The sequence below is a fragment of the Tardiphaga sp. 866_E4_N1_4 genome, assembly GCF_052076075.1.
GTDB lineage: Bacteria > Pseudomonadota > Alphaproteobacteria > Rhizobiales > Xanthobacteraceae > Tardiphaga > Tardiphaga robiniae.
In genome coordinates, this window is record NZ_CP197242.1 from 681,070 (window position 1) to 699,431 (window position 18,362).

At 61.9% G+C, this 18,362-nt stretch carries 24 protein-coding genes and 1 tRNA gene; 11 read left to right on the top strand and 14 right to left on the bottom strand.

The window, feature by feature from the left end; all coding sequences use genetic code 11:
• Nucleotides 1–39 precede the first annotated feature (39 nt).
• Genes AB8B20_RS03450 through pxpB form a run of 3 tightly spaced genes read right to left on the bottom strand, consistent with a single transcriptional unit; the run spans nucleotide 40 to nucleotide 2,616 of the window.
• The gene (locus AB8B20_RS03450; protein WP_309948961.1) at nucleotides 40–810 is read right to left on the bottom strand and encodes a LamB/YcsF family protein; all 771 of its coding nucleotides are present in this window, start codon (nucleotides 808–810) and stop codon (nucleotides 40–42) included.
• 31 nt (nucleotides 811–841) lie between these two features.
• A complete protein-coding gene (locus AB8B20_RS03455) occupies nucleotides 842–1,888 on the bottom strand; it encodes a biotin-dependent carboxyltransferase family protein (RefSeq protein WP_439071701.1) in 1,047 nt (348 codons plus the stop codon).
• On the bottom strand, nucleotides 1,885–2,616 hold the full coding sequence (gene pxpB / locus AB8B20_RS03460) for a 5-oxoprolinase subunit PxpB (protein WP_068731715.1): 732 nt from the start codon (nucleotides 2,614–2,616) through the stop codon (nucleotides 1,885–1,887). Before pxpB ends, AB8B20_RS03455 begins: the two co-directional genes overlap by 4 nt.
• A 252-nt stretch (nucleotides 2,617–2,868) precedes the next feature.
• On the opposite strand from pxpB, the gene AB8B20_RS03465 reads away from it, so the two are divergent.
• Nucleotides 2,869–3,567 (top strand): ribonuclease activity regulator RraA, encoded by a 699-nt coding sequence (locus AB8B20_RS03465; RefSeq protein ID WP_089264363.1) that lies wholly within the window; start codon nucleotides 2,869–2,871, stop codon nucleotides 3,565–3,567.
• Nucleotides 3,568–3,705: 138 nt separating this feature from the next.
• Complete coding sequence (locus AB8B20_RS03470; protein ID WP_439071702.1) at nucleotides 3,706–4,110, top strand: (R)-mandelonitrile lyase; 405 nt, start codon at nucleotides 3,706–3,708, stop codon at nucleotides 4,108–4,110.
• A 39-nt stretch (nucleotides 4,111–4,149) separates the two neighbouring features.
• Here AB8B20_RS03470 and AB8B20_RS03475 read toward each other — a convergent pair whose 3' ends face one another.
• A complete protein-coding gene (locus AB8B20_RS03475) occupies nucleotides 4,150–4,614 on the bottom strand; it encodes an Lrp/AsnC family transcriptional regulator (protein WP_439071703.1) in 465 nt (154 codons plus the stop codon).
• A gap of 156 nt (nucleotides 4,615–4,770) precedes the next feature.
• Here AB8B20_RS03475 and AB8B20_RS03480 point away from each other — a divergent pair, with 156 nt between their 5' ends.
• Nucleotides 4,771–5,784, top strand: a complete 1,014-nt coding sequence (locus AB8B20_RS03480) for a 1-aminocyclopropane-1-carboxylate deaminase (RefSeq protein ID WP_439071704.1) — start codon at nucleotides 4,771–4,773, stop codon at nucleotides 5,782–5,784.
• 53 nt (nucleotides 5,785–5,837) lie between these two features.
• Here AB8B20_RS03480 and AB8B20_RS03485 read toward each other — a convergent pair whose 3' ends face one another.
• From AB8B20_RS03485 to AB8B20_RS03505, 5 genes are all read right to left on the bottom strand, one after another.
• A complete protein-coding gene (locus AB8B20_RS03485) occupies nucleotides 5,838–6,632 on the bottom strand; it encodes a transporter substrate-binding domain-containing protein (protein ID WP_439071705.1) in 795 nt (264 codons plus the stop codon).
• A gap of 109 nt (nucleotides 6,633–6,741) precedes the next feature.
• On the bottom strand, nucleotides 6,742–7,500 hold the full coding sequence (locus tag AB8B20_RS03490) for a DUF2147 domain-containing protein (protein ID WP_439071706.1): 759 nt from the start codon (nucleotides 7,498–7,500) through the stop codon (nucleotides 6,742–6,744).
• A gap of 217 nt (nucleotides 7,501–7,717) precedes the next feature.
• Nucleotides 7,718–8,203, bottom strand: a complete 486-nt coding sequence (locus AB8B20_RS03495; protein ID WP_439071707.1) for a hypothetical protein — start codon at nucleotides 8,201–8,203, stop codon at nucleotides 7,718–7,720.
• 92 nt (nucleotides 8,204–8,295) lie between these two features.
• Complete coding sequence (locus tag AB8B20_RS03500) at nucleotides 8,296–9,720, bottom strand: amidase (protein WP_439071708.1); 1,425 nt, start codon at nucleotides 9,718–9,720, stop codon at nucleotides 8,296–8,298.
• Between the two features lie 70 nt (nucleotides 9,721–9,790).
• Nucleotides 9,791–10,780: a hydroxyacid dehydrogenase gene (locus AB8B20_RS03505; protein WP_439071709.1), complete on the bottom strand. Its 990-nt coding sequence runs from the start codon at nucleotides 10,778–10,780 to the stop codon at nucleotides 9,791–9,793.
• A 194-nt stretch (nucleotides 10,781–10,974) separates the two neighbouring features.
• Here AB8B20_RS03505 and AB8B20_RS03510 point away from each other — a divergent pair, with 194 nt between their 5' ends.
• From AB8B20_RS03510 to AB8B20_RS03525, 4 genes are all read left to right on the top strand, one after another.
• Nucleotides 10,975–11,664, top strand: coding sequence for a Spy/CpxP family protein refolding chaperone (locus AB8B20_RS03510; protein WP_439063856.1), 690 nt, complete (start codon nucleotides 10,975–10,977; stop codon nucleotides 11,662–11,664).
• 65 nt (nucleotides 11,665–11,729) lie between these two features.
• A complete protein-coding gene (locus AB8B20_RS03515) occupies nucleotides 11,730–11,951 on the top strand; it encodes a hypothetical protein (protein WP_439071710.1) in 222 nt (73 codons plus the stop codon).
• 81 nt (nucleotides 11,952–12,032) lie between these two features.
• The gene (locus AB8B20_RS03520; protein WP_089264353.1) at nucleotides 12,033–12,290 is read left to right on the top strand and encodes a hypothetical protein; all 258 of its coding nucleotides are present in this window, start codon (nucleotides 12,033–12,035) and stop codon (nucleotides 12,288–12,290) included.
• A 203-nt stretch (nucleotides 12,291–12,493) separates the two neighbouring features.
• Nucleotides 12,494–12,802: a DUF930 domain-containing protein gene (locus AB8B20_RS03525; protein WP_089264352.1), complete on the top strand. Its 309-nt coding sequence runs from the start codon at nucleotides 12,494–12,496 to the stop codon at nucleotides 12,800–12,802.
• A gap of 42 nt (nucleotides 12,803–12,844) precedes the next feature.
• On the opposite strand, the gene AB8B20_RS03530 is transcribed toward AB8B20_RS03525, so the two are convergent.
• The gene (locus AB8B20_RS03530) at nucleotides 12,845–13,720 is read right to left on the bottom strand and encodes a LysR family transcriptional regulator (RefSeq protein ID WP_439071711.1); all 876 of its coding nucleotides are present in this window, start codon (nucleotides 13,718–13,720) and stop codon (nucleotides 12,845–12,847) included.
• A gap of 287 nt (nucleotides 13,721–14,007) precedes the next feature.
• On the opposite strand from AB8B20_RS03530, the gene AB8B20_RS03535 reads away from it, so the two are divergent.
• The gene (locus AB8B20_RS03535) at nucleotides 14,008–14,238 is read left to right on the top strand and encodes a hypothetical protein (RefSeq protein WP_120289761.1); all 231 of its coding nucleotides are present in this window, start codon (nucleotides 14,008–14,010) and stop codon (nucleotides 14,236–14,238) included.
• An 8-nt stretch (nucleotides 14,239–14,246) separates the two neighbouring features.
• Here the strand turns inward: AB8B20_RS03535 and AB8B20_RS03540 are convergent, their stop codons facing one another.
• Nucleotides 14,247–14,435: a hypothetical protein gene (locus AB8B20_RS03540; RefSeq protein WP_089264349.1), complete on the bottom strand. Its 189-nt coding sequence runs from the start codon at nucleotides 14,433–14,435 to the stop codon at nucleotides 14,247–14,249.
• Between the two features lie 201 nt (nucleotides 14,436–14,636).
• Here AB8B20_RS03540 and AB8B20_RS03545 point away from each other — a divergent pair, with 201 nt between their 5' ends.
• Complete coding sequence (locus AB8B20_RS03545; protein ID WP_068731744.1) at nucleotides 14,637–14,861, top strand: hypothetical protein; 225 nt, start codon at nucleotides 14,637–14,639, stop codon at nucleotides 14,859–14,861.
• 70 nt (nucleotides 14,862–14,931) lie between these two features.
• Here AB8B20_RS03545 and AB8B20_RS03550 read toward each other — a convergent pair whose 3' ends face one another.
• Both AB8B20_RS03550 and AB8B20_RS03555 read right to left on the bottom strand, forming a co-directional pair.
• Entirely contained in the window at nucleotides 14,932–15,735 is an 804-nt protein-coding gene (locus tag AB8B20_RS03550; protein ID WP_439071712.1) for an outer membrane protein, read from the bottom strand.
• 167 nt (nucleotides 15,736–15,902) lie between these two features.
• Nucleotides 15,903–16,157 carry a hypothetical protein gene (locus tag AB8B20_RS03555; protein ID WP_068731748.1) on the bottom strand — a complete coding sequence of 85 codons (255 nt, stop codon included), beginning with the start codon at nucleotides 16,155–16,157 and terminating at the stop codon, nucleotides 15,903–15,905.
• 691 nt (nucleotides 16,158–16,848) lie between these two features.
• Between AB8B20_RS03555 and AB8B20_RS03560 the strand changes: the two genes are divergently transcribed.
• A complete protein-coding gene (locus AB8B20_RS03560; RefSeq protein ID WP_439071713.1) occupies nucleotides 16,849–17,439 on the top strand; it encodes a hypothetical protein in 591 nt (196 codons plus the stop codon).
• A gap of 284 nt (nucleotides 17,440–17,723) precedes the next feature.
• Here the strand turns inward: AB8B20_RS03560 and AB8B20_RS03565 are convergent.
• Nucleotides 17,724–17,813: transfer RNA gene (locus tag AB8B20_RS03565), tRNA-Ser, on the bottom strand.
• A gap of 167 nt (nucleotides 17,814–17,980) precedes the next feature.
• On the opposite strand from AB8B20_RS03565, the gene AB8B20_RS03570 reads away from it, so the two are divergent.
• Nucleotides 17,981–18,331: a histone gene (locus AB8B20_RS03570; protein ID WP_439071714.1), complete on the top strand. Its 351-nt coding sequence runs from the start codon at nucleotides 17,981–17,983 to the stop codon at nucleotides 18,329–18,331.
• Nucleotides 18,332–18,362 lie beyond the last annotated feature (31 nt).

The window sequence follows — 18,362 nt, forward strand, 5'->3', positions numbered from 1 at the left end:
CGTGCGAAGTCGCACGCGCCCCGGAATGACGATGGAGTTCTAAAGCGCCGTCTTGAACGGCGCCACATCGATCCCCGCCGCCTTCAGCCCATCTCGCACGTGCCGTCCCAGCTCCACCGCACCAGGCGTGTCGCCGTGAATGCACACCGTGTCCATCTTCATCTTGATCACCTTGCCAGTGATCGAGATGACCTCGCCGGTCTGTGCCATCTTCACCACACGATCAGCAACCATCACCGGATCATGCAGCACCGCACCGGGCTTCTTGCGCGAGACGAGATTGCCGTTGTCCTCATAGGCGCGGTCGGCGAACACTTCATGTGCCAGAGGGAGTCCGGCGGCTTCGCCCGCGGTCACGAGCTTGGAATTCGCCAGCACCACAAAGGTCAGGTTACGGTCGACCGCCTTGATGCCGGCGGCGATGGCGCGGGCGGTCATGTCGTCCTCGCAGGCGACGTTGGAGATCGCGCCGTGAGCTTTCACATGGGTGACCTTGTAGCCTTCCATAGCGGCGATCGCCTGCAAGGCGCCAATCTGGTACGCGATCAGGTTCTCGATCTCGAGTGCGGTGAGACCGACGATAGGCCGGCGGCCGAAACCGTGTAGGTCGCGATAGCCGGGATGCGCGCCGATCTTGACGTTGCGCGCCTTGGCGAGCTGCACCGTCTTGCGCATCACATCGGCATCGCCGGCATGATAGCCGCAGGCGATGTTCACGGAGGACGCGAGGTCGATCATCGCGGCGTCGTTGCCCATCTCCCACATGCCGAAGCTTTCGCCGAGGTCGCAGTTCAGATCGATGGTCGCCATGGTCGTGCTCTTTCGTGAGTAGGATTCGGAATCAGTCTTGCGCGTCTGCCGTCTGCGGTGCCTGCCACGTGTTGTCATCGGTTGCACTGACGGCGACACCAGCGACATTGGACGACAGCAGCGCCTTGATGTCCAACATCAGGATGTTGGAATCATGGACACGGCCGGGCAGGCTCTGCAGCAGTTCGGCGAAGGCGCGGTATTCCGCCTGCGCCTCGGCCATGGTGATGGCTTTAAAGCGGAAAGCGCGGCCCGGCTGGGTCTGGCCGAACCGGCCGAGATCCGTCGAGATCACGGTCGCGATTTTCGGATAGCCGCCTGACGTGCCTCGGTCGGGCATCAGCACGATGGGCTGGCCGTTGCCGGGGACCTGGATGCTGCCATTGACTGTGCCGTCGGAAACGATGTTGTGCCCGTGCAGATGTTTGATGACGGGGCCTTCAAGGCGATAGCCCATGCGATCGCTGGTCGCGGAGATCTTCCACTCGCTGCTGAGGAACAGGTCCTTGGCGTCACCGAATTCGTCATCTTGCGGTCCAAGCACCACGCGGATCGGACCTTCGGCCGGCGCAGGCAAATCGATGCGCTTCTCGTTGGCGCTGCTCGCAGCCGCCACCAGCAATTCGTCACCGGCTTGCAGCGGGCGCGGATAGGGACTGCCGAGACCGGCGCGGGCATTCACGGCGAGACTGCCGAACATCGGCTCGCCGCGTACGCCGCCTTCGATGGCGAGATAGCCGAAGGTGCCGGCGCGGGCGACGCCGAGATTGAGGCTCTCGCCATCAGCCAGCGTGACGGATGCATTGACGTTGAAGGGGGTGCCCGCGATATCGGCCGGCCGTGTCGCGCCGGTCAGCGACACACGCACGGCGCCGCCTTTGGCGGTGAAGACTGAATTGAGCGGGCCGAGTTCAATGGTGGCGGCGAACAGCGTGTTGCCGAGCAGGGCATTGGCGGCGGCCATCGCCAGTCGATCGACGGCGCCCGATGGCACCAGGCCATAGCGCTGTGCGCCGAACCGGCCGACATCCTGCACTGAGGAGCCGGGGCTCACGGAAGTAACGATGAGCTTGCTCATGACGCGATCAGCTCCGCGACGAATGCGCCGGCCTCGGCCGCGCGGTCCTGCTCGGCAAATGTCTTCTCGTCGACGGCGGCGAAGGTGATGGCGTCGCCGGGTTCAAGCAGGAAGATGGGATCGCGGCCGAGCTGATAGGTGCGCACGGCGGTCCGTCCGAGCAGATGCCAGCCGCTGGGGCCGGCAAGACATTGCACGCCGGTCTGGATGCCGCCGATGGAAATCGTGCCTGGCGGCGTCAGCAGTCGGGGATTCTGCCGGCGCGACATCTGCATCGAACTCGGCAGCCCGCTGAGATAGGACCAGCCCGGCGTGAAGCCGATCATCGCCACCTTGTAGTCGCCGCCCACATGGCGTGCGACCACCTCGTCCGGCGTGATGTTGAGCGCCTTCGCGACGTCTTCGAGATCGATGCCGTTTTCGCCGCCATAGGCGACCGGGATGCGCCAACGTCGTGCCGCCTTGGCTTCGGGCAGCGGCTGCAGCGCCAATTCGGTCAGTTTCTCGCCCAGCGCATCGAAGCCAATCTGCAAGGGATCGTAATGCACCAGCAGGGAGCGATAGGTCGGCACGGTTTCGGTGACGGCAGCAAGGCCGGCCGACGCGACGAGTTTGTCGAGCGCCAGCACCCGGCGGTTGGCTTCCTCGTCGATGGTGCGGCTGAATTCGACGGTGATGGCAGCATCGCCACTGGGGAGGATGCGGGGCGGGGAGAGAGCTGCGACCATGGCCTCACAACGTCAGTATTGGACGACCATGCATAGCGCGTTTTACCAGCGAGTGGAATTCGCAATCTAAAAATAGCCGTGCATCTTCAATAAATTAATACGCATGTTGGCGATAAGCCGTACTGATCGCAGAGGTTTCATCACATTGCATGGCGCTTTGAGACGGCAGCCCTTGACGCGCTGGCATTCCACCGCAAGATGCGCCGCCGTAAGTCCAACGTCCTGCACCCTCTGACCTGAAGAGCCCTGCGTATGTCCCTGACACCCGAAGCCATTGCCACCCTGTCGAAGGTCACCACCGCGACCATCACCACCGTTCTCCTGAAGAAGGGCCTGCGCAATGTCTGGCTGCGCGGCGCCAAGCCGCTGCGCCCCGGTCAGCCCCGTCTCGTCGGTCCGGCCTTTACGCTGCGTTTTGTGCCGGCGCGCGAGGATCTTGCGACCCCGGAATCGTGGTCGTCGCCGATCTCGACCCGCACCGCCATCGAAGCCATGCCGGAAGGCTGCATCGCCGTGGTCGACGCCATGGGCATCACCGACGCCGGCATCTTCGGCGACATCCTCTGCGCCCGCATGCAGAAGCGCGGCGTCGCTGCGCTGATCACCGACGGCGTGGTGCGTGACATCGAAGGCGTGCTCGGCACCAATCTGCCGGTCTGGTGCGACGGCTATGCCGCTCCGCCGTCAGTTGCCGGCCTGACCTTTGTCGGCTGGGGTGAACCGATCGGCTGCGGCGGCGTTGCCATCTTCCCGGACGACGTCATCGTCGCCGACCAGGACGGCGCTGTCGTGATCCCGAAGGCCTTCCTCGATCTCATCCTCGCCGAAGGCGCCGAGCAGGAGCGCATGGAAGCCTGGATCGTCAACGAGGTGAATAACGGCGCCACGCTACCCGGCCTGTATCCGATGAATGCCGAGACCAAGGCGCGCTACGCCGCGTCGAAGAAGTAATCAACCAACTCGATACCCTCATCCTGAGGAGCGGCCGCTTGGCCGCGTCTCGAAGGGCGAGGGAGTGTTCATCCCTCATGGTTCGAGACGGCGCCGCGCGCCTCCTCACCATGAGGGCCAGAGATTGGAGACCGTGCCATGAAGCTTTTCCCCGCAGGTTCGCGCCCGACCAAAAGGGCGCCAGAGGAATACTTCACAGGCACGGTCTGGCAGGATCCGGTCATTGTCGCCGAAGCGCCGGCGCGGCTGGTGACCTTCCGCGTCAGCTTTGAGCCCGGCGCACGCACCGCCTGGCACACGCATCCGTTCGGGCAGACGCTCTATGTCATCGACGGCGTCGGGCGCTTTCAGACCGAAGGCCAGCCAGTCGTCGAGATCAAGCCGGGCGACACCGTCTGGATTCCACCGGGCGAGAAACACTGGCACGGCGCGGCGCCGACCACTGGCATGACCCATATCGCCATGCAGGAAGCGCTCGACGGCAAGACCGCGGATTGGATGGAAAAGGTCAGCGACGAACAATATGCGAAGCCGGTCGGCTAGGACGGCCAGGCATTGCCGGGTACGAGGACGACGCTGGGTTCAAAAGTCTAGCGGCGCATTGTCCACCACCTCTTTCATAACGAAAAAGGTTCGGGTCTGACGGACGCCGGGCAGCGCGATGAGCTGCGTGCCGTGGATACGATTGAAATCGGCCATGTCGCCGACGCGGATTTTTAGGAAATAGTCGAAGTCGCCGGCGACCAGGTGGCAATCGAGAACGAATCTCAGTTTGGCCACCGCCTTTTCAAATACTGCAAAGCTTTCCGGCGTCGAGCGATCGAGCACGACACCGACCATGACCAGCGCGCCGCGGTTGACCTTCTCGGGCGCAATGATGGCGCGCGTATTCCGGATATAGCCCTCGTCAAACAGCTGCTGCGTGCGGCGATGACAGGTGGCGGGACTGACATTCACCTTGGCCGCCAGATCAGCATTGCTCAAACGCCCGTCTTTCTGCAGCAAATGTAGCATGCGAAGTCCGATTTTATCCAGATTTTCTGCCATGAAAGAATCTTCCGAATTTTTGGAATTTAATGCATCTTACTTCCAGTTTAGATGGATATGGCACGATATATTGCAGAGCACAGCCATATCTTTGAAAGCACCTTCCGCGCCGAAAATGCTAGCTGTACCGCCAGTTTTCACGACAACAGGTGTCACATGCTCGAAGGCTTCGAACGCTATCCGCTCACCTTTGGACCCACCTATATCGAGAAGCTGGAGAAGCTCTCGGCCCATCTCGGCGGTAAGGTCGAACTCTACGCCAAGCGCGAGGACTGCAATTCCGGGCTGGCCTATGGCGGCAACAAGCTGCGCAAGCTCGAATACATCATCCCCGATGCCATCGCGTCGAACGCCGATACGCTGGTATCGATCGGCGGCGTACAGTCCAATCATACACGCATGGTCGCGGCCGTTGCGGCCAAGATCGGCATGAAGTGCCGGCTGGTGCAGGAGAGCTGGGTGCCGCATGAGGACGCCGTCTACGACCGTGTCGGCAATATCATGCTCAGCCGGATCATGGGCGCGGATGTGCAGCTCGTCGACGAAGGCTTTGACATTGGCATCCGCCATAGCTGGGAAGAGGCGATCGAGGATGTGAAGGCAAAGGGCGGCAAACCCTACGCCATTCCGGCCGGTGCCTCCGTGCACAAATTCGGTGGGCTCGGCTATGTCGGCTTTGCCGAAGAAGTCCGGGCGCAGGAGAAGGAACTCGGCTTCGCGTTCGACTACATTGTCGTCTGCACTGTGACCGGCTCGACCCATGCCGGCATGCTGGTGGGCTTCGCGAAGGACGACCGCCAGCGCAGGGTGATCGGCATCGACGCCTCTTTCACGCCGGCCCAGACCAAGGCGCAGGTACTTGAGATCGCGCAGAACACCGCCAAGCTGGTCAAATTAGGCAAAGACCTCGTCGCGGATGATGTGGTGCTGATCGAGGACTACGCCTATCCTGTCTATGGCGTGCCATCGGAAGAGACCAAGGACGCCATCCGTCTCTGCGCGCGCCTCGAGGGCATGATCACGGACCCTGTCTATGAAGGGAAATCGATGCAGGGGATGATCGATCTCGTGCAGAAGGGTTACTTCCCTGAAGGATCCAAGGTGCTCTATGCACATCTCGGCGGCGCGCCGGCGCTGAATGGATATGGCTACGCGTTCCGTAATGGATAGTGCCGTCACATCGCGTGCGCCGGCTTAGTGTCCGGCGCACCGATTGCCACCGGTCACTCGAACCAGCGGTTGACGGTCGCACGGAAGCTGCCGTCTTCCTGCATGATGTGCAGCCACTGATCGACGAAGGCCTTCAACGCCACATCGCGCTGGAGCCAATAGGCCTTCTCGGCAAAATCGAACGGCGTGTCCGGGTGCACAGCGCAGAGCACGCCGCGATGCAGCTTCTGCTGATAGCGGGTCTCTGACGCATCGGTCATCATCAGGTCGGCACGGCCCTGTGCGATCTCGTCGAAGATGCGGGTATTGTCGTTGAAGACGGTGATCTCGGCCGATTTGATATGCGCCCGTGCAAAGCGCTCATTGGTGCCGCCCGGATTCACGATCACCTTGATACCTGGCCGATCGATCTCCGCGAGCGTGCCGAATTTCCCTGCATCGGCGCAGCGCGCTATCGGCGTCTTGCCCTCGCGCATGATGGGTATCGAGAACACGCCCTTCTTCTGCCGGTCGAGGGTGATCGACACGCCGCCCATCACCACATCGAACTGGTCTGCCGCAAAGTCTGCTGACAGTTTTGGCCAGCTGGTCTTCACATAGTCGACCTTGACGCCGAGTGCCTTTCCGAGCGCCTCCGCCATCTCCACGTCGAATCCCTTGAACGATGTCGTGACAGGATCGAACGCGCTGAACGGCATGTAATCGCCGGTCAATCCAACACGCAGCGTCCCCCGGGCGATGATATCGTCGAGGCGGGACGGTGAGGGCGCAGCAACTGGCGTCTGTGCATGCAAGGGCGCGGCAAGCAGCAGGCAGGCCGCAAGCCAGGCGGCGGTGATCCGGATCATGACGTCTCCCCCGTTTGTATCGCGAAGCGCACCGTTCAGGGGCGCACCGCGTTACGATCAGCTTACAGGGGATGTTGGACCTTTCAATCGATGAGCGCGTCTGCTGGGATCAATTCACCCGCGTCCAGGTCTGGCCGCCGCAGAACATGCCACCGAAGGCACAGCCCTGGACGCGCAGCGTGTCACTGCCCTTCAGAGCGATGGTCGATTCGTAGGTGCTGCCGCTGTTCGGATCGAAGATCTTTCCCGCCCATTTGTTGTTGCCGGGCTTCATGTTGATCAGCACCTTCTCCCCATTGGCCTCGGTCTTGGCATTCATCGAATAGCCGCACAGATTGGCGCCGCATTGTTCGATGCGAACCTTGCCCTCCTTCTTCTCGGTCATCCAGATGCCGAGCGGCGTTGCCGCGGCGGCAGGCGTAACCGGTGCGGGCGCACCCTGCTTGTCGACTGGATCGGTGGGCGTTGCGTTGGCGATGACCGTAGAGGGTGCAGATTTCTCGGCAGGCGCGGGAGCCGGGGCAGGCTGCGGGGCCACCGCGACGGATGGCGTGACAGGTGTCGCCGGAGTTGCCGCCTCCTTTGGGGCGACGACGGGCTTCTGCGTCTCCACAGGCTTGGCCGTCTGTTCGGATCGCGGAGTGTTGGGGGCCTGCTCGCGCGTCTCGCGGTCACGCTCGCGCTTGCTGCGCTTGGTGCCATATTCGTAGACGCCGGGAATGGAAACCGAGATGCAGTCCGTCGAGTTGCAGTCGCTTGGCGCTTCGATGGTAATGGTGCGGCCACCGATGTCGAACGAGTAGCTGTCGCCAGCCTGAGCGGCGGTGCTGGTCAGCAGGATAGCGGCGAGGGCGAAGAGCGGCTTCATGTGTCCTCCAAAGCGGTTGAAATCCCGCCCCTGAACCGAGCCGCGGATGCGCCGGAACACTGTGATCCGCGTCACTCAGGGGGAATTGCAATTGCTTTGGTGTGTGGCGCCGACTGAAGAAGTGGTTCAATCCTGCGCCGGACATCTTCTGTTTGAGGCAGCGTGATAGGCCCCAACGCCGCCGCTGGACGGCGGCGTCGCCTGAAACCGGCTTTCGTCAGTAGTCGCTGTAACGCGAGGCGCTGCTGCCCACGGTCATCTGGCTCTTCAGCGTCTCGAAACGATCGCGGGCGGCGCGCTCGCGCCCATCGATGAAATCGATGATTTCGTCACGCGGCATCGGGCCTGACGAAATCGGCCGCGAACTGCCGATGGTTTCATCGACGAAATACTGGCCATCGTCGTCGCGGCGTGCGGTCCAGCGAAAGCGGATGGCATCGAGCGGACCCGGACCGAGACGGGAGTAGCCATCGACCTCGAGGGCCTCTGGAACCGTGGAGGGCGACTCGTGTTCGACGAGCGGCGCTTCGGGTTCGGCGGCGACCATGACGGATACAGTCTCGGTGACCACGGTTTCAGTGACGACGGTAATCGAAGCGGGCTCGGCGTCGCTGTGTTCGGCCACTTGCGATTCCGCTTCCTTGCGGTCGAGAATGCTCGCAATGGCCGCGAGGGCGTGATCGGTCGGATCGTTCTGGGTCATTGAAATGCGCCTCCCCGTAATTACGCAACGTCCACATACCGCCGATAATCTAATCGGCTGTGGTTTCATTTTGGTAATCGCTGTGGCTGTTTTTAGGCAGAGATCGGCGGACGCCTGTCTTTCCAGGGCCGGATCTGCTCGAGTTGCCCGGCCAGACGGAACAGCATGGCTTCGTCGCCGAAATGCGCCGTGAACATCATACCGATCGGCAGGCCTTTGCTGCTCCAGGCCAGGGGCACCGACATGGACGGCTGGCCGGTCATGTTGGCCATGCTGGTGCCTGGCATGTAGCGGCGCAGCAAAGGCGCGACATGGCTGAGATCGTCCGACATCGTGTCGATCTCACCGATCCTGATCGGCGGCGTGCAGAGCGTCGGCGACAGGAAGATGTCGCAGCCGGTAAAGAATTCGGTGACACTGCGGGAGATCTGGAATGCGTTCTGCAGTGCCGTCACGTAGTCGACTGCGCTTGCCTTGCGGGCATTGTGTGCGCTGCCGAGTGTGAGTTTCTCGAAATCATCCGAGGTCATCGGGCGGCCGAACTTCTTCTCCGCGAACTGCACGGTAACCGCCGTATTGGCCGACACGATCGCCGCAATCACTTGCGCAGGGTCCAGCGGCAGCACCGGCGCGCGTTCTTCGACATGATGACCCTGTGCCTCGAGCAACCTGGCGACATCGCGGACGGCAGCGGCGACTTCGGGATCGATCGCATCGCCATAGGGCGACTTGTCGGTGAAGAAGATGCGCAGCCTGCCGGGACCACGGCTGACTTCATCGAGGAAGGGACGTTCCGGCGCGGGCGCCATGTAGGGGCTGGTCAGTTCAGGCCCGTGAACAGCATCGAGCATCGCGGCGCTGTCGCGCACGCTGATGCTGACGACGTGGCCGCAGGAAAAGCCGCCCCAGCCTTCCGCCTTGTCAGGACCCGTCGGATTGCGCGCGCGGGTCGGCTTCAGACCGAACACGCCGCAGGCCGAGGCGGGAATACGGATCGAACCGCCGCCGTCGCTGGCATGGGCGACTGGCAGGATGCGCGCAGCCACGGCAGCGGCTGCGCCGCCGGACGAGCCGCCTGATGCATGATCGGTATTCCACGGATTGCGCGTCGGTCCATGCAGCCGGCATTCGGTCGTCGGCATCAGCCCGAATTCGGGGCTCGCGCTCTTGCCGAATACCGTCAGGCCGGCCTTGAGGAAGCGCTGGGCGAGGGTGCCGGTGTGATCGGCGACGAAGTCCTTGTAGAGACTGGCGCCGAAGGTCGTGCGCGTGCCATCGAGGAGTTCGAGATCCTTCAGCAGGAATGGCACACCGGTGAACAGCCCGTCGGGCAACCCCTCGTCGATCTGGCGCTGCGCATAGTCCTCATGGCGCACCACGACAGCGTTGATCCGGGGATTGACGCGTTCGGTGCGCGCCACCGCCTCATCGAGCAGTTCGCGCGGGCTGACCTGCTTGCTGCGCACCAGCCCGGCAAGACCGAGCGCGTCGTGATCGCCGTATTCCTTGAATGCCATCGCAGGGTACTCTGGTGAGGACTGCGGCAGTGCTAGCGCGGATCAATCATCCGCGCCAGCTATCGCCGGTTCAGCCGAACACGTCCGCGTTGACGGCATTTTGCTTGATCGGCTCGCCGTCGAGCACGCTCAGCATGTTGCGCGCGGTCTGCGCGCCCATGCGGTCGAGTGCTTCGCGGGTCACGCCGGCGACATGCGGCGCGATGATCACGTTCGGCAGTTCGAACAGCGCGTGACCGAGCGGCGGCGGTTCGGCCTCGAACACATCGAGGCCGGCGCCGGCGAGCTTGCCCGAGACCAGCGCGTCATGCAGCGCGGCCTCGACGATGATGCCGCCACGCGCGGTGTTGATGAGATAGGCCGACGGCTTCATGCGGGCGATCCGCGCAGCGTTGAACAGGCCGGTCGTCTCCGGAGTCTTCGGGCAATGCAGGCTGACAAAGTCGGCGCGGGGCAGGGCCGCGTCGAGATCGCCGACAGGCTCGCAGCCGGCAGCCTTGATTGTATCGGCCGAGACATAGGGGTCATAGACCAGTACGTTCATTTCCATCGCCTGGCAGCGCTTGGCGGTGCGGGTGCCGATGCGGCCGAAGCCGACCACCAGCACAGTCTTGCCGAACAGGTCGAATGGCAGCGCTCCGAAACGCGACGCCCATTTGCCTTCCTTGACCATGGCGTGCAGTTCGACTGCGCGCTTGGCGAGCGTCAGCATCATGAACAGCGCCTGTTCCGCAACCGAGGGCGAGTTGGCGGTGCCAGCGATCATCAGCGGCACCTTGCGCTTGGACAGCGCCGGTACATCGACCGCGTCGTAGCCGACGCCGATGCGCGCCACCACCTTCATGTCCTTGCAGGCTTCGAGTTCGGACTCGCCGAACCGCGTGGCGCCGAGCGCGGTGCCGTGCACCGGTGCGTGTTGCTCAATCAGCTTGATGTAGTCGGCAGCGGAAATCAGATTGCTGAACTTGACCACTTCGATGTCATCGCGTGCATTGAACAGGTCCATTCCCTGGGTCGACATCGACTCGGTAATCAGAAGTTTCTTCTTGTTGGTCGCCATTTCCACCCCTTGAAGCATTCTACGTTGTTGCGCACCTGCCAATGGCCGCGCGGGCGTTATCTAACAGGCTTGGCTCGATGAGGTCTACCATTGGCGGAGACGTGGCGTGTGGACTTGGCCGTGTTGAAGCCACTATGGTCGCTGATGATCACAAGTGATTTGCTGCGCCGCGAAATTGCGGTGAGGAGACGATGATGACCAGAATGAATTTGCCCAAGCGCACGCATCGACCACTGCGCCATGTGCTGTGCGTCGCCGCCGTTCTGCTGCTCGGAAATTCCGCAGCGGTCCATGCGCAGGGGCTGGTGCAGGGCGTGCAGCAGGGTGCAAGAGACGGCAATCGTGCGGCTGGGCCGATCGGCGGTGTTTTGGGTGGTGCGATCGGCGGCGTCGTGGGCGTTGTTGGCGGCGTCCTGGGCGTGCCCTCGAACAATGTTCGCGGTCCCGTGGGCGGGCAGTCGAGCGCCAAACAAACCAAGGCCGCCAAGAAGGGCAAGAAGGGCTCTCAACCCGCGGCGGAGCCGGAACTGACCGCCGAGCAGATCGTCGCGAGTAGCGACGCCAACACTAGCCGTATCAAGACGTCGCTCAACCTGACGCCGGAGCAGGAAAAGAACTGGGCCGGTTTTAGCAACGCCATGCATACGCTCGGCAATAACGGCGCGGAGCGTCTGAAATTGCGTATCGCCCGCGCCAAGCGCGATCCGCCGGATGACATCATCGAGCAGATGCGCAACGAGGCTCAGTTCCTCAACGACCGGGCCGTCGATCAGCGCGCCGTTGCCGATGCCGCGGAGCCGCTATTCGCCACGCTGGATGACAAGCAGAAGGCTCTGTTCATTCAGGAGATGGTCGGCCTCAGCCGCGAGCGCGGTCTCGACTAATCGCCGCAGAGAGGAACCTCTTGGCCACGGGGACGTTTTTCCTTCTTCAGATGAAGGAGACGATCATGGCTGAGAAATTCGATCCCGCCCCCCACGACAAATACGCTGTTGGCGTGAAGGAGGCAGCGCGTGCTGATCGCAAAACGTCTGAGGAACTCAAGACCGGCCTGAAGGACAGTTTCCCGGCTTCGGATCCTGTGAGTGCTACGCAGCCGAACCGGTCGAAACACGATAACGACGACGGCTCATCGCTCTGGAACAAGATCACGGGCGTCTTCAAATCCTGATGGCGCGCGCTGCTGTAATAATTAGTTAACCATGCGCGCTGCACAATCACATCGGGCTTTGACTGATGATGGAGGCTGGCGTTGGCGACCGTGTTCTCTGACAGTGATCTTGAAGCAGCCGATATCCCTGCGGCTTCGCGGCGGGGCGATATCTTCACCATCCACGCGACGCGCAATGACCAGAGCATGGTTACGCATCGGATCATTCCGGACGTCGCCGTCGCGCAGGCCCGGACGCTCAACGATGCGGGGTGGCGGGTCAGTATCTCCGGTCTCGGCGGCCGCCGGTTCTCGCCCTCGGAATTTCACCAGTTGCTGACATTCAAACGGATCGGCTGACGATCCCGAATTTGAAACCCCGCCGGTAACACGAGCGGGGTTTTTTGCACGTGCGAACATGATAGGTTCGCGCCGAAGAATCCTCCTAATTCACATAAGGTAATTGGCCTAAGTCGATGAGAAAAATGGCATTCGCGATCTTGGCTCTTGCCTGCATTGCTGCGCAGTCTCCCCTACATGCAGCGTCGTCCCGGACCGATCAGATGCTCAAACTGTCGCCGGAAACCCGTCTGGAGCAGCGTTGCGATGCGCGTGCGATGGGCTCCGTGGGCCGCGAGCACAAGGGATACAAGCCGGACGAGTTCGTTGCCTACGCGTTTGCCGATCCGGTCATTCGAGGCAACCAGATCAAAGCACCGGGCGGTGCCATCCGCAGCGGGGGCAAGTGGTACAGGCTGTCCTATGTCTGCGAGACCACTCCTGACGGGCTCGACGTCAAATCCTTTGCCTATCAGCTTGGCACCGAGGTGCCGCGCAGCGAATGGGACGAACATTATCTCGTGCCACGCTGACTGCCGATGGGGACTACGGCCGGGCTCACGATCATGGCTGAGCTACAGGTTCACCATGGCCGGCGATTTGAAAAAGCGTGACGAGATCGTGTTGAGCAATTCGGTGCTCTGCATTGTTTCCAGGTTCGAACGCGCGCACAGCAACGCTTTGACGGGCGGCAGGTGTGGCAGATAATATTCCTGCGCCCAGACAAGTGCAGGCGGAATCATCCGCTTCGGAATCGCGGTGAAGCCGATGCCGCTTTCCACAGCCGCCAACTTGGCGTGATAATCGGGACTGTTGAATACGATCTTGTAGGACAGGCCGTGGCGCGTCAGCGTCCGGATCATCAGATCGTCGCCCGGCCAGGTCAGAATCGGGATCGGTGCGCCCGGACTGAGGACGAAGTCCTTTGCGCGCACCCACACGAACTCCTCATCGGCTTCGTTGACGATCAGGTGCGATATCTCGCTGCTCATTTCCGGATTTTCGAGAATGTACGCGATATCGATATAGCCGTCGATCAGGCCTTTGGTGATGCCCACCGAGTTGTCAGTGTGAATGACCAGATCGGCCAGGCTTTGGGAGGTCTGATGGCTGAAGAAATCCTGCACGAACAGTGTGCTCAATCCAAACCGGATAGGCTGCGGAAGATTGGCCACGCCGCCAATCCGCAACATCTGGTCGTTCGCTTCCAGAATCCGTCTGGCCTGATGCAGCACCAGCTTGCCGAGCTGGGTAGCCGTCGTGCCGTTGACCGTTTTGGTGAAGAGGTTGCCTCCCACCATGGTCTGAATGCGCTTGATCTGGGAACTGACAGCGGGTTGGCTCAGGCCCAGCCGTTCGGCAGCCTTGGTCAGGCTGCCGGTTTCCGCGATCGCCACCACCGTGCGAACGATCTCGATGGGGATATTGAGCGGCTGATATCGCTTGTGCATTGCGACATTCCAGGGTCGTCGAGCAGATCGATCCATCAACATCTATAGTTGTGTGACGATGAACCGCAATCGAAGAATTTAGATATACTCTAAACTGCGTGAAAAGACGTATCGCGTGGAACCCGCAATCTGGATAATCCTGCCGGAACACGGTAGCTCAATACGGCGACGATTCCTTAAGGGCGCAGAGCTTCTTTTAAGCAATTACAGGTTGTCTGTTTCGGCGCTCGGCATGCGTGAAAACGCGATAGTCTGGGCAGACTGTCATCGGTTTTCGGAGACTGCAGATGTCCGGCACCCGCAGAGTTCATCTGAACGATAACATTCGCACCGAACATCTGAAATGTTCCGGCTGCAGGACCCAAGTTTATCTGATCAAGATCGAGACGGACGAAGAGGGCGGTGAAATTCGCACCTTTGGCTGTCCACATTGTGCCACGTCGAAATCGCTGCGTTTGGCGCCGCGCCGGCAACACCTCAAGCCCGCTGAACTCGTTGCGGACCAAGTCGTCTGCTGATCGAACGACTACAGTCGATCGACGCGCAAAAAGAATGCCCAGATGATGGACAGGACGGCGGCGATGACAAGCCATGACGGGTTCATGCAGAATATGTCGCCATAGCGGCACACCTGCATCGCCCATCCGCTGTTGTTGATACTCGCTGCGTAAAAGACACCGGCAGCGACCGTCAGAATGCTCGCGATCATGAACATGGGACGCTCCAATAATATTGGCGCCACACTGTTCTGCATTCTTGAAGCAGCCGTGAATCGAATCGACGAAAGTCGGGGGCTTTGCGCATTTTTGATACGCGCACTCCAGCCCGATACCGTCGCGGATCCGCTTGAGGCTTTGTTAACCGCGAGTCGCCCAGAGTTCCCGATGGGGACATTGCGACGTTGGGGAGGCCCGATTTGGCCAAATACGAAACGACGAAATACGCGCAGATGCGCCGCTGCCGGATGGCGCATCTCCATGGCGAGTTGATCGACGAGCGATTCAGCGACGATGCCGATAGCGTTTTCGTCAACGGCTATGTTCACGCCGTTCGTCCGGATCTGACCTGCTGGCCACTGCGCTGGACGATCACCGTGGAGCCGTATCCGGTCGAAAGTCGCGTTCTGGCGATGACCGGCTGACCGGCGCATGCATCTCCAAACAAAAGGCCCTCGCTAGCGAGGGCCTTTTGTTTGGAGATCTCTGCAGCGATCAGTAGCGCGCGACCGACGGGCCGCCGAAATGATAGTTCAGTCCGCCGCGTACCGTATTGGTCTTCAGGTCGATATCGTGGGCAATGATACCGGTTGCAGCGCCTGGTCCGGTGAAGGTCGGAGCCGAGACCGATTGCTTGCCGAAATCGGTATGGAGATATTCGACCTTCGCCGACCAGTTTTTGGTGAACGCGTGTTCGATACCGGCGCCGATGGTCCAACCTGCCACGGTCTTTGACAGTGACGCGGTTTCGTTCTGGCCGGTCGTGTCGGTGAGCGACGACGCAAAATTCAACTCGGTGAGCGCGAGGCCGCCGGTTGCGTAGAAAAGCGTACGATCGACCGTGTAACCAACGCGCGGGCGCAGCGTGACCAGCCAATCGCTCGTTACGGAATTTGTGGTGGTGAACGAACCGCCGGCCGGGAAAGGCGCAGTGAAACCGCGCGACTGCTTCAGGCCGAAATAGTTCGCGTCGGCCTCGACGCCAAACAACCAGCGGTCCACCTGATGATTATAGCCGACCTGACCGCCACCGGTGAAGCCATCGGGATTGAGCCGCGGCGAGGCAGCCGCAATTGCCTGCTGGTTTGCGATCGGCGCGGTGCCATTGACGAAAGCGTTGGAGACGTTGCTCTGGCCCCAGGAACCGCCGGCGTTGCCGCCGACATACCAGCCGCCCCAGCTATAGCCTGCTTCGGTCGTCGCGGGCGTCTTGGTCCAGACGCGCGGCTGCAGGTCGGCGGCAGCGGCATTCGCCGCGCCCGACGCTGCGATGATCGCGGCCAGCCAAAGGGTTCGCATCCAGGACCTTCCATCGCTCTGAAGATATTGAGCGAATTCGACACAAGCTTTAGCTGGAAACGCTGACCTTGGCTGTCACCGGGGGGCAACAGAAGCAGAACAATACCTGAGTACGGCAGCAAAAAGCCCGGCCGTTGGGCGGCCGGGCTTTCCGTAACTTGATGCGATCAGTAGGCGCAGACGTTGACGGTCCGGACGCGCGGCCCACGGCGGGTTTCCACCACGCGGCGCTGCAGGCAGCCGTCGGTCAGGCCGCCGACATAGAAGGTGGGCCCGCCATAGAAGGCGTGGTGACCGTAGCCACCCCATCCACCGTGCCAGCCACCGACATGCCAGCTATGGGCCGATGCAGCGCTGGGGGCGAGGGCGGCTGCACCGAGCGAGGCTGCAGCGATCAGTCCGAGGGTTACTTTGCGAAACATAGATATTCTCCATTGGGTGGGCGCGCGAGCGCTTTACTGTGTCCCTGCCCATCAGTCGCTGCCCTCGTCGGGCGCGTTCAAAGCGGTTCTGGAGAATCGTGTTTCAGTCTTGTTTCGTCGGAGACAGCTTTCATCGAAGCCGAATCTCCCGATCAGAGCAGCGCAGTGGCTGCAGGCGCACCAACTAGCTGAGTTGCGAGATGACTGAGCGGCGGTGTCACGAAATCGTCGCGCGCTTAGAAGCGGGCGCGGTAACCGTCATAGGCGTGAGCGGCCAGAATGCCGGCGCTGAGAAATCCGAAGAGTGCAGTGACGGTCTCAATCATCGTGGTGGTCCTTATTCCCCCGCGAACTACAGACGGTACGGGGGGCCGCACAGTCAAAGAGATTCGCGGTCCGCTTTTCATTCGGAGCTGTAGTGATGCGTCGTTGCAACATTTTACGCGGTTGCGAGGAGCGATCGCGGCGCAACGGCGATGACAATGCGGCGCCGGCGAGGCGATGCCAGCCCGGCGCAGGGTTAACGGGCGCTGAAGGCGTATCTGCGCGGGCATGATGAGGCGACATGGGGGATGACCGAGTCCCAGCAGTTCACCTCAGTGGATTTTTTGCTTACATACGCTTCAAGGAATCGCGCCGGTTGTCTCGCTCCCCGAGCCGCAGGATCGGACGTCGCAAGTGAGGATCTCCAGTGGCCGATACGTTCAATAACGAGATCAATGTCGGACCGCCCCCTGTGCCGCTGCGCAAGCGCAGGTCGTTCGGCCCGTTCGGAGTTGTCGCCGTGCTGTTGATCCTCGCTGGCGGCGGTGGATATCTCTGGCTGAACTACCACGACGCACTGACCGACATGGCACAGGCCGTGACAGGAAGCACTGGCCCCAGAGATAGCGCCCCGGTGTTGGCGAGCGCGGCAGAGGGCAGCGTCAGCGCGACTGATTTCGCGGCGTTCCAGCAGCAGACCGGAAGCTCGATCCAGACTGCTACCGAACTGCTGACGGCGCAGCAGACAGAGTTGAAGCGCCTGTCCGATCAGATCCAGGGCCTCACGACCCAGGTCGTTGGACTAACCGCCAAGATCGATACGCTGCAGGGCAGGGGCGTTCTCGCAGCTCCGGCTCCAGCCGCTGCGGCGCCAGCGCCCATGGCCGCAGCTCCGGCTGCGCCAGTGGCCGCGCGCCCGGCACCCACGGCGCCGCGCAAGCGTCCAGCCGATCGTCCCGCCGGTGCCATCTCGGTCGGCGGCGCTCCGCTCCCGGCAGCAACACAGCCGCCGCGGTAATCCCTCAGGCGGCCTAACGTGTCTGGGGCCGTCGTGTTTTTTTGGGCGGCCTGTGGCGGCTGAGATCGGGCGGACCGCCGACGACCTTGGTCTTCACGAATTCGCATTTCGGGCAGGTGAAGGTGCACTTGTCGCCACCACCGGGATCCGGCTCGCTCCGCAACAATGTCATTCGCGCCCGGCACATCGCGCAGCGCGGCGGTTTGAGAGCGCCGAGTGTTTCAGCGGGCGTCGTTGGCTCGGATTGATCGATCATGTCGTCCGACAGAGGATGATGCGGCAAATGGCGGAAAGGGTGGGATTCGAACCCACGGTACCCTTGCAGGCACGGCGGTTTTCAAGACCGCTGCCTTAAACCACTCGGCCACCTTTCCGTCGTGGGACAGCGCTTAGCAAAGCGGCCTGCCGAGGGAAAGAGAGGATTGCGCCGGGGCGGCTGTCCGGGGCTGAAATCATCGGCACGGGGATTCCCTTGGGCCGGTCGGTGCCGGGCGCCGGGCGTGCTAAGCAAAGCCTGACGATTCTGAGGACGGAGACCAACATGGCAAACCCGACACCGCGCGCCGACGCCTTGCGTGCGATGCGCGAGGCCAAATTCGAAGCCGCGCAGCGGCTGATCAAGGAGGCCGGCAAGGCCGCCGCGCCTGCGGAGAGCAAGCCTGCGCCTACGGCGAAGAAGGTGGCTGCCGGGAAGCCGGCTGTCGAGGTTCTGGCGGTCGAGACGCAGGGTTCAGGGCCTCAGGCTGCAGTAGTGCCGCCGGTCGAAGCTCCGGTTGCCGAAGCCAAACCTGCAAAGACCAAGGTACCTAAAGAAAAGCCGGCCAAGGCGGAAGCGGCCAAGCGCGCTGCCAAAAAGACCGCCACCAAAAAGAGTTCCGCCAAGAAGGACTAGCGGCCAGCGGCATTCCGCCCGGAATGCAGGG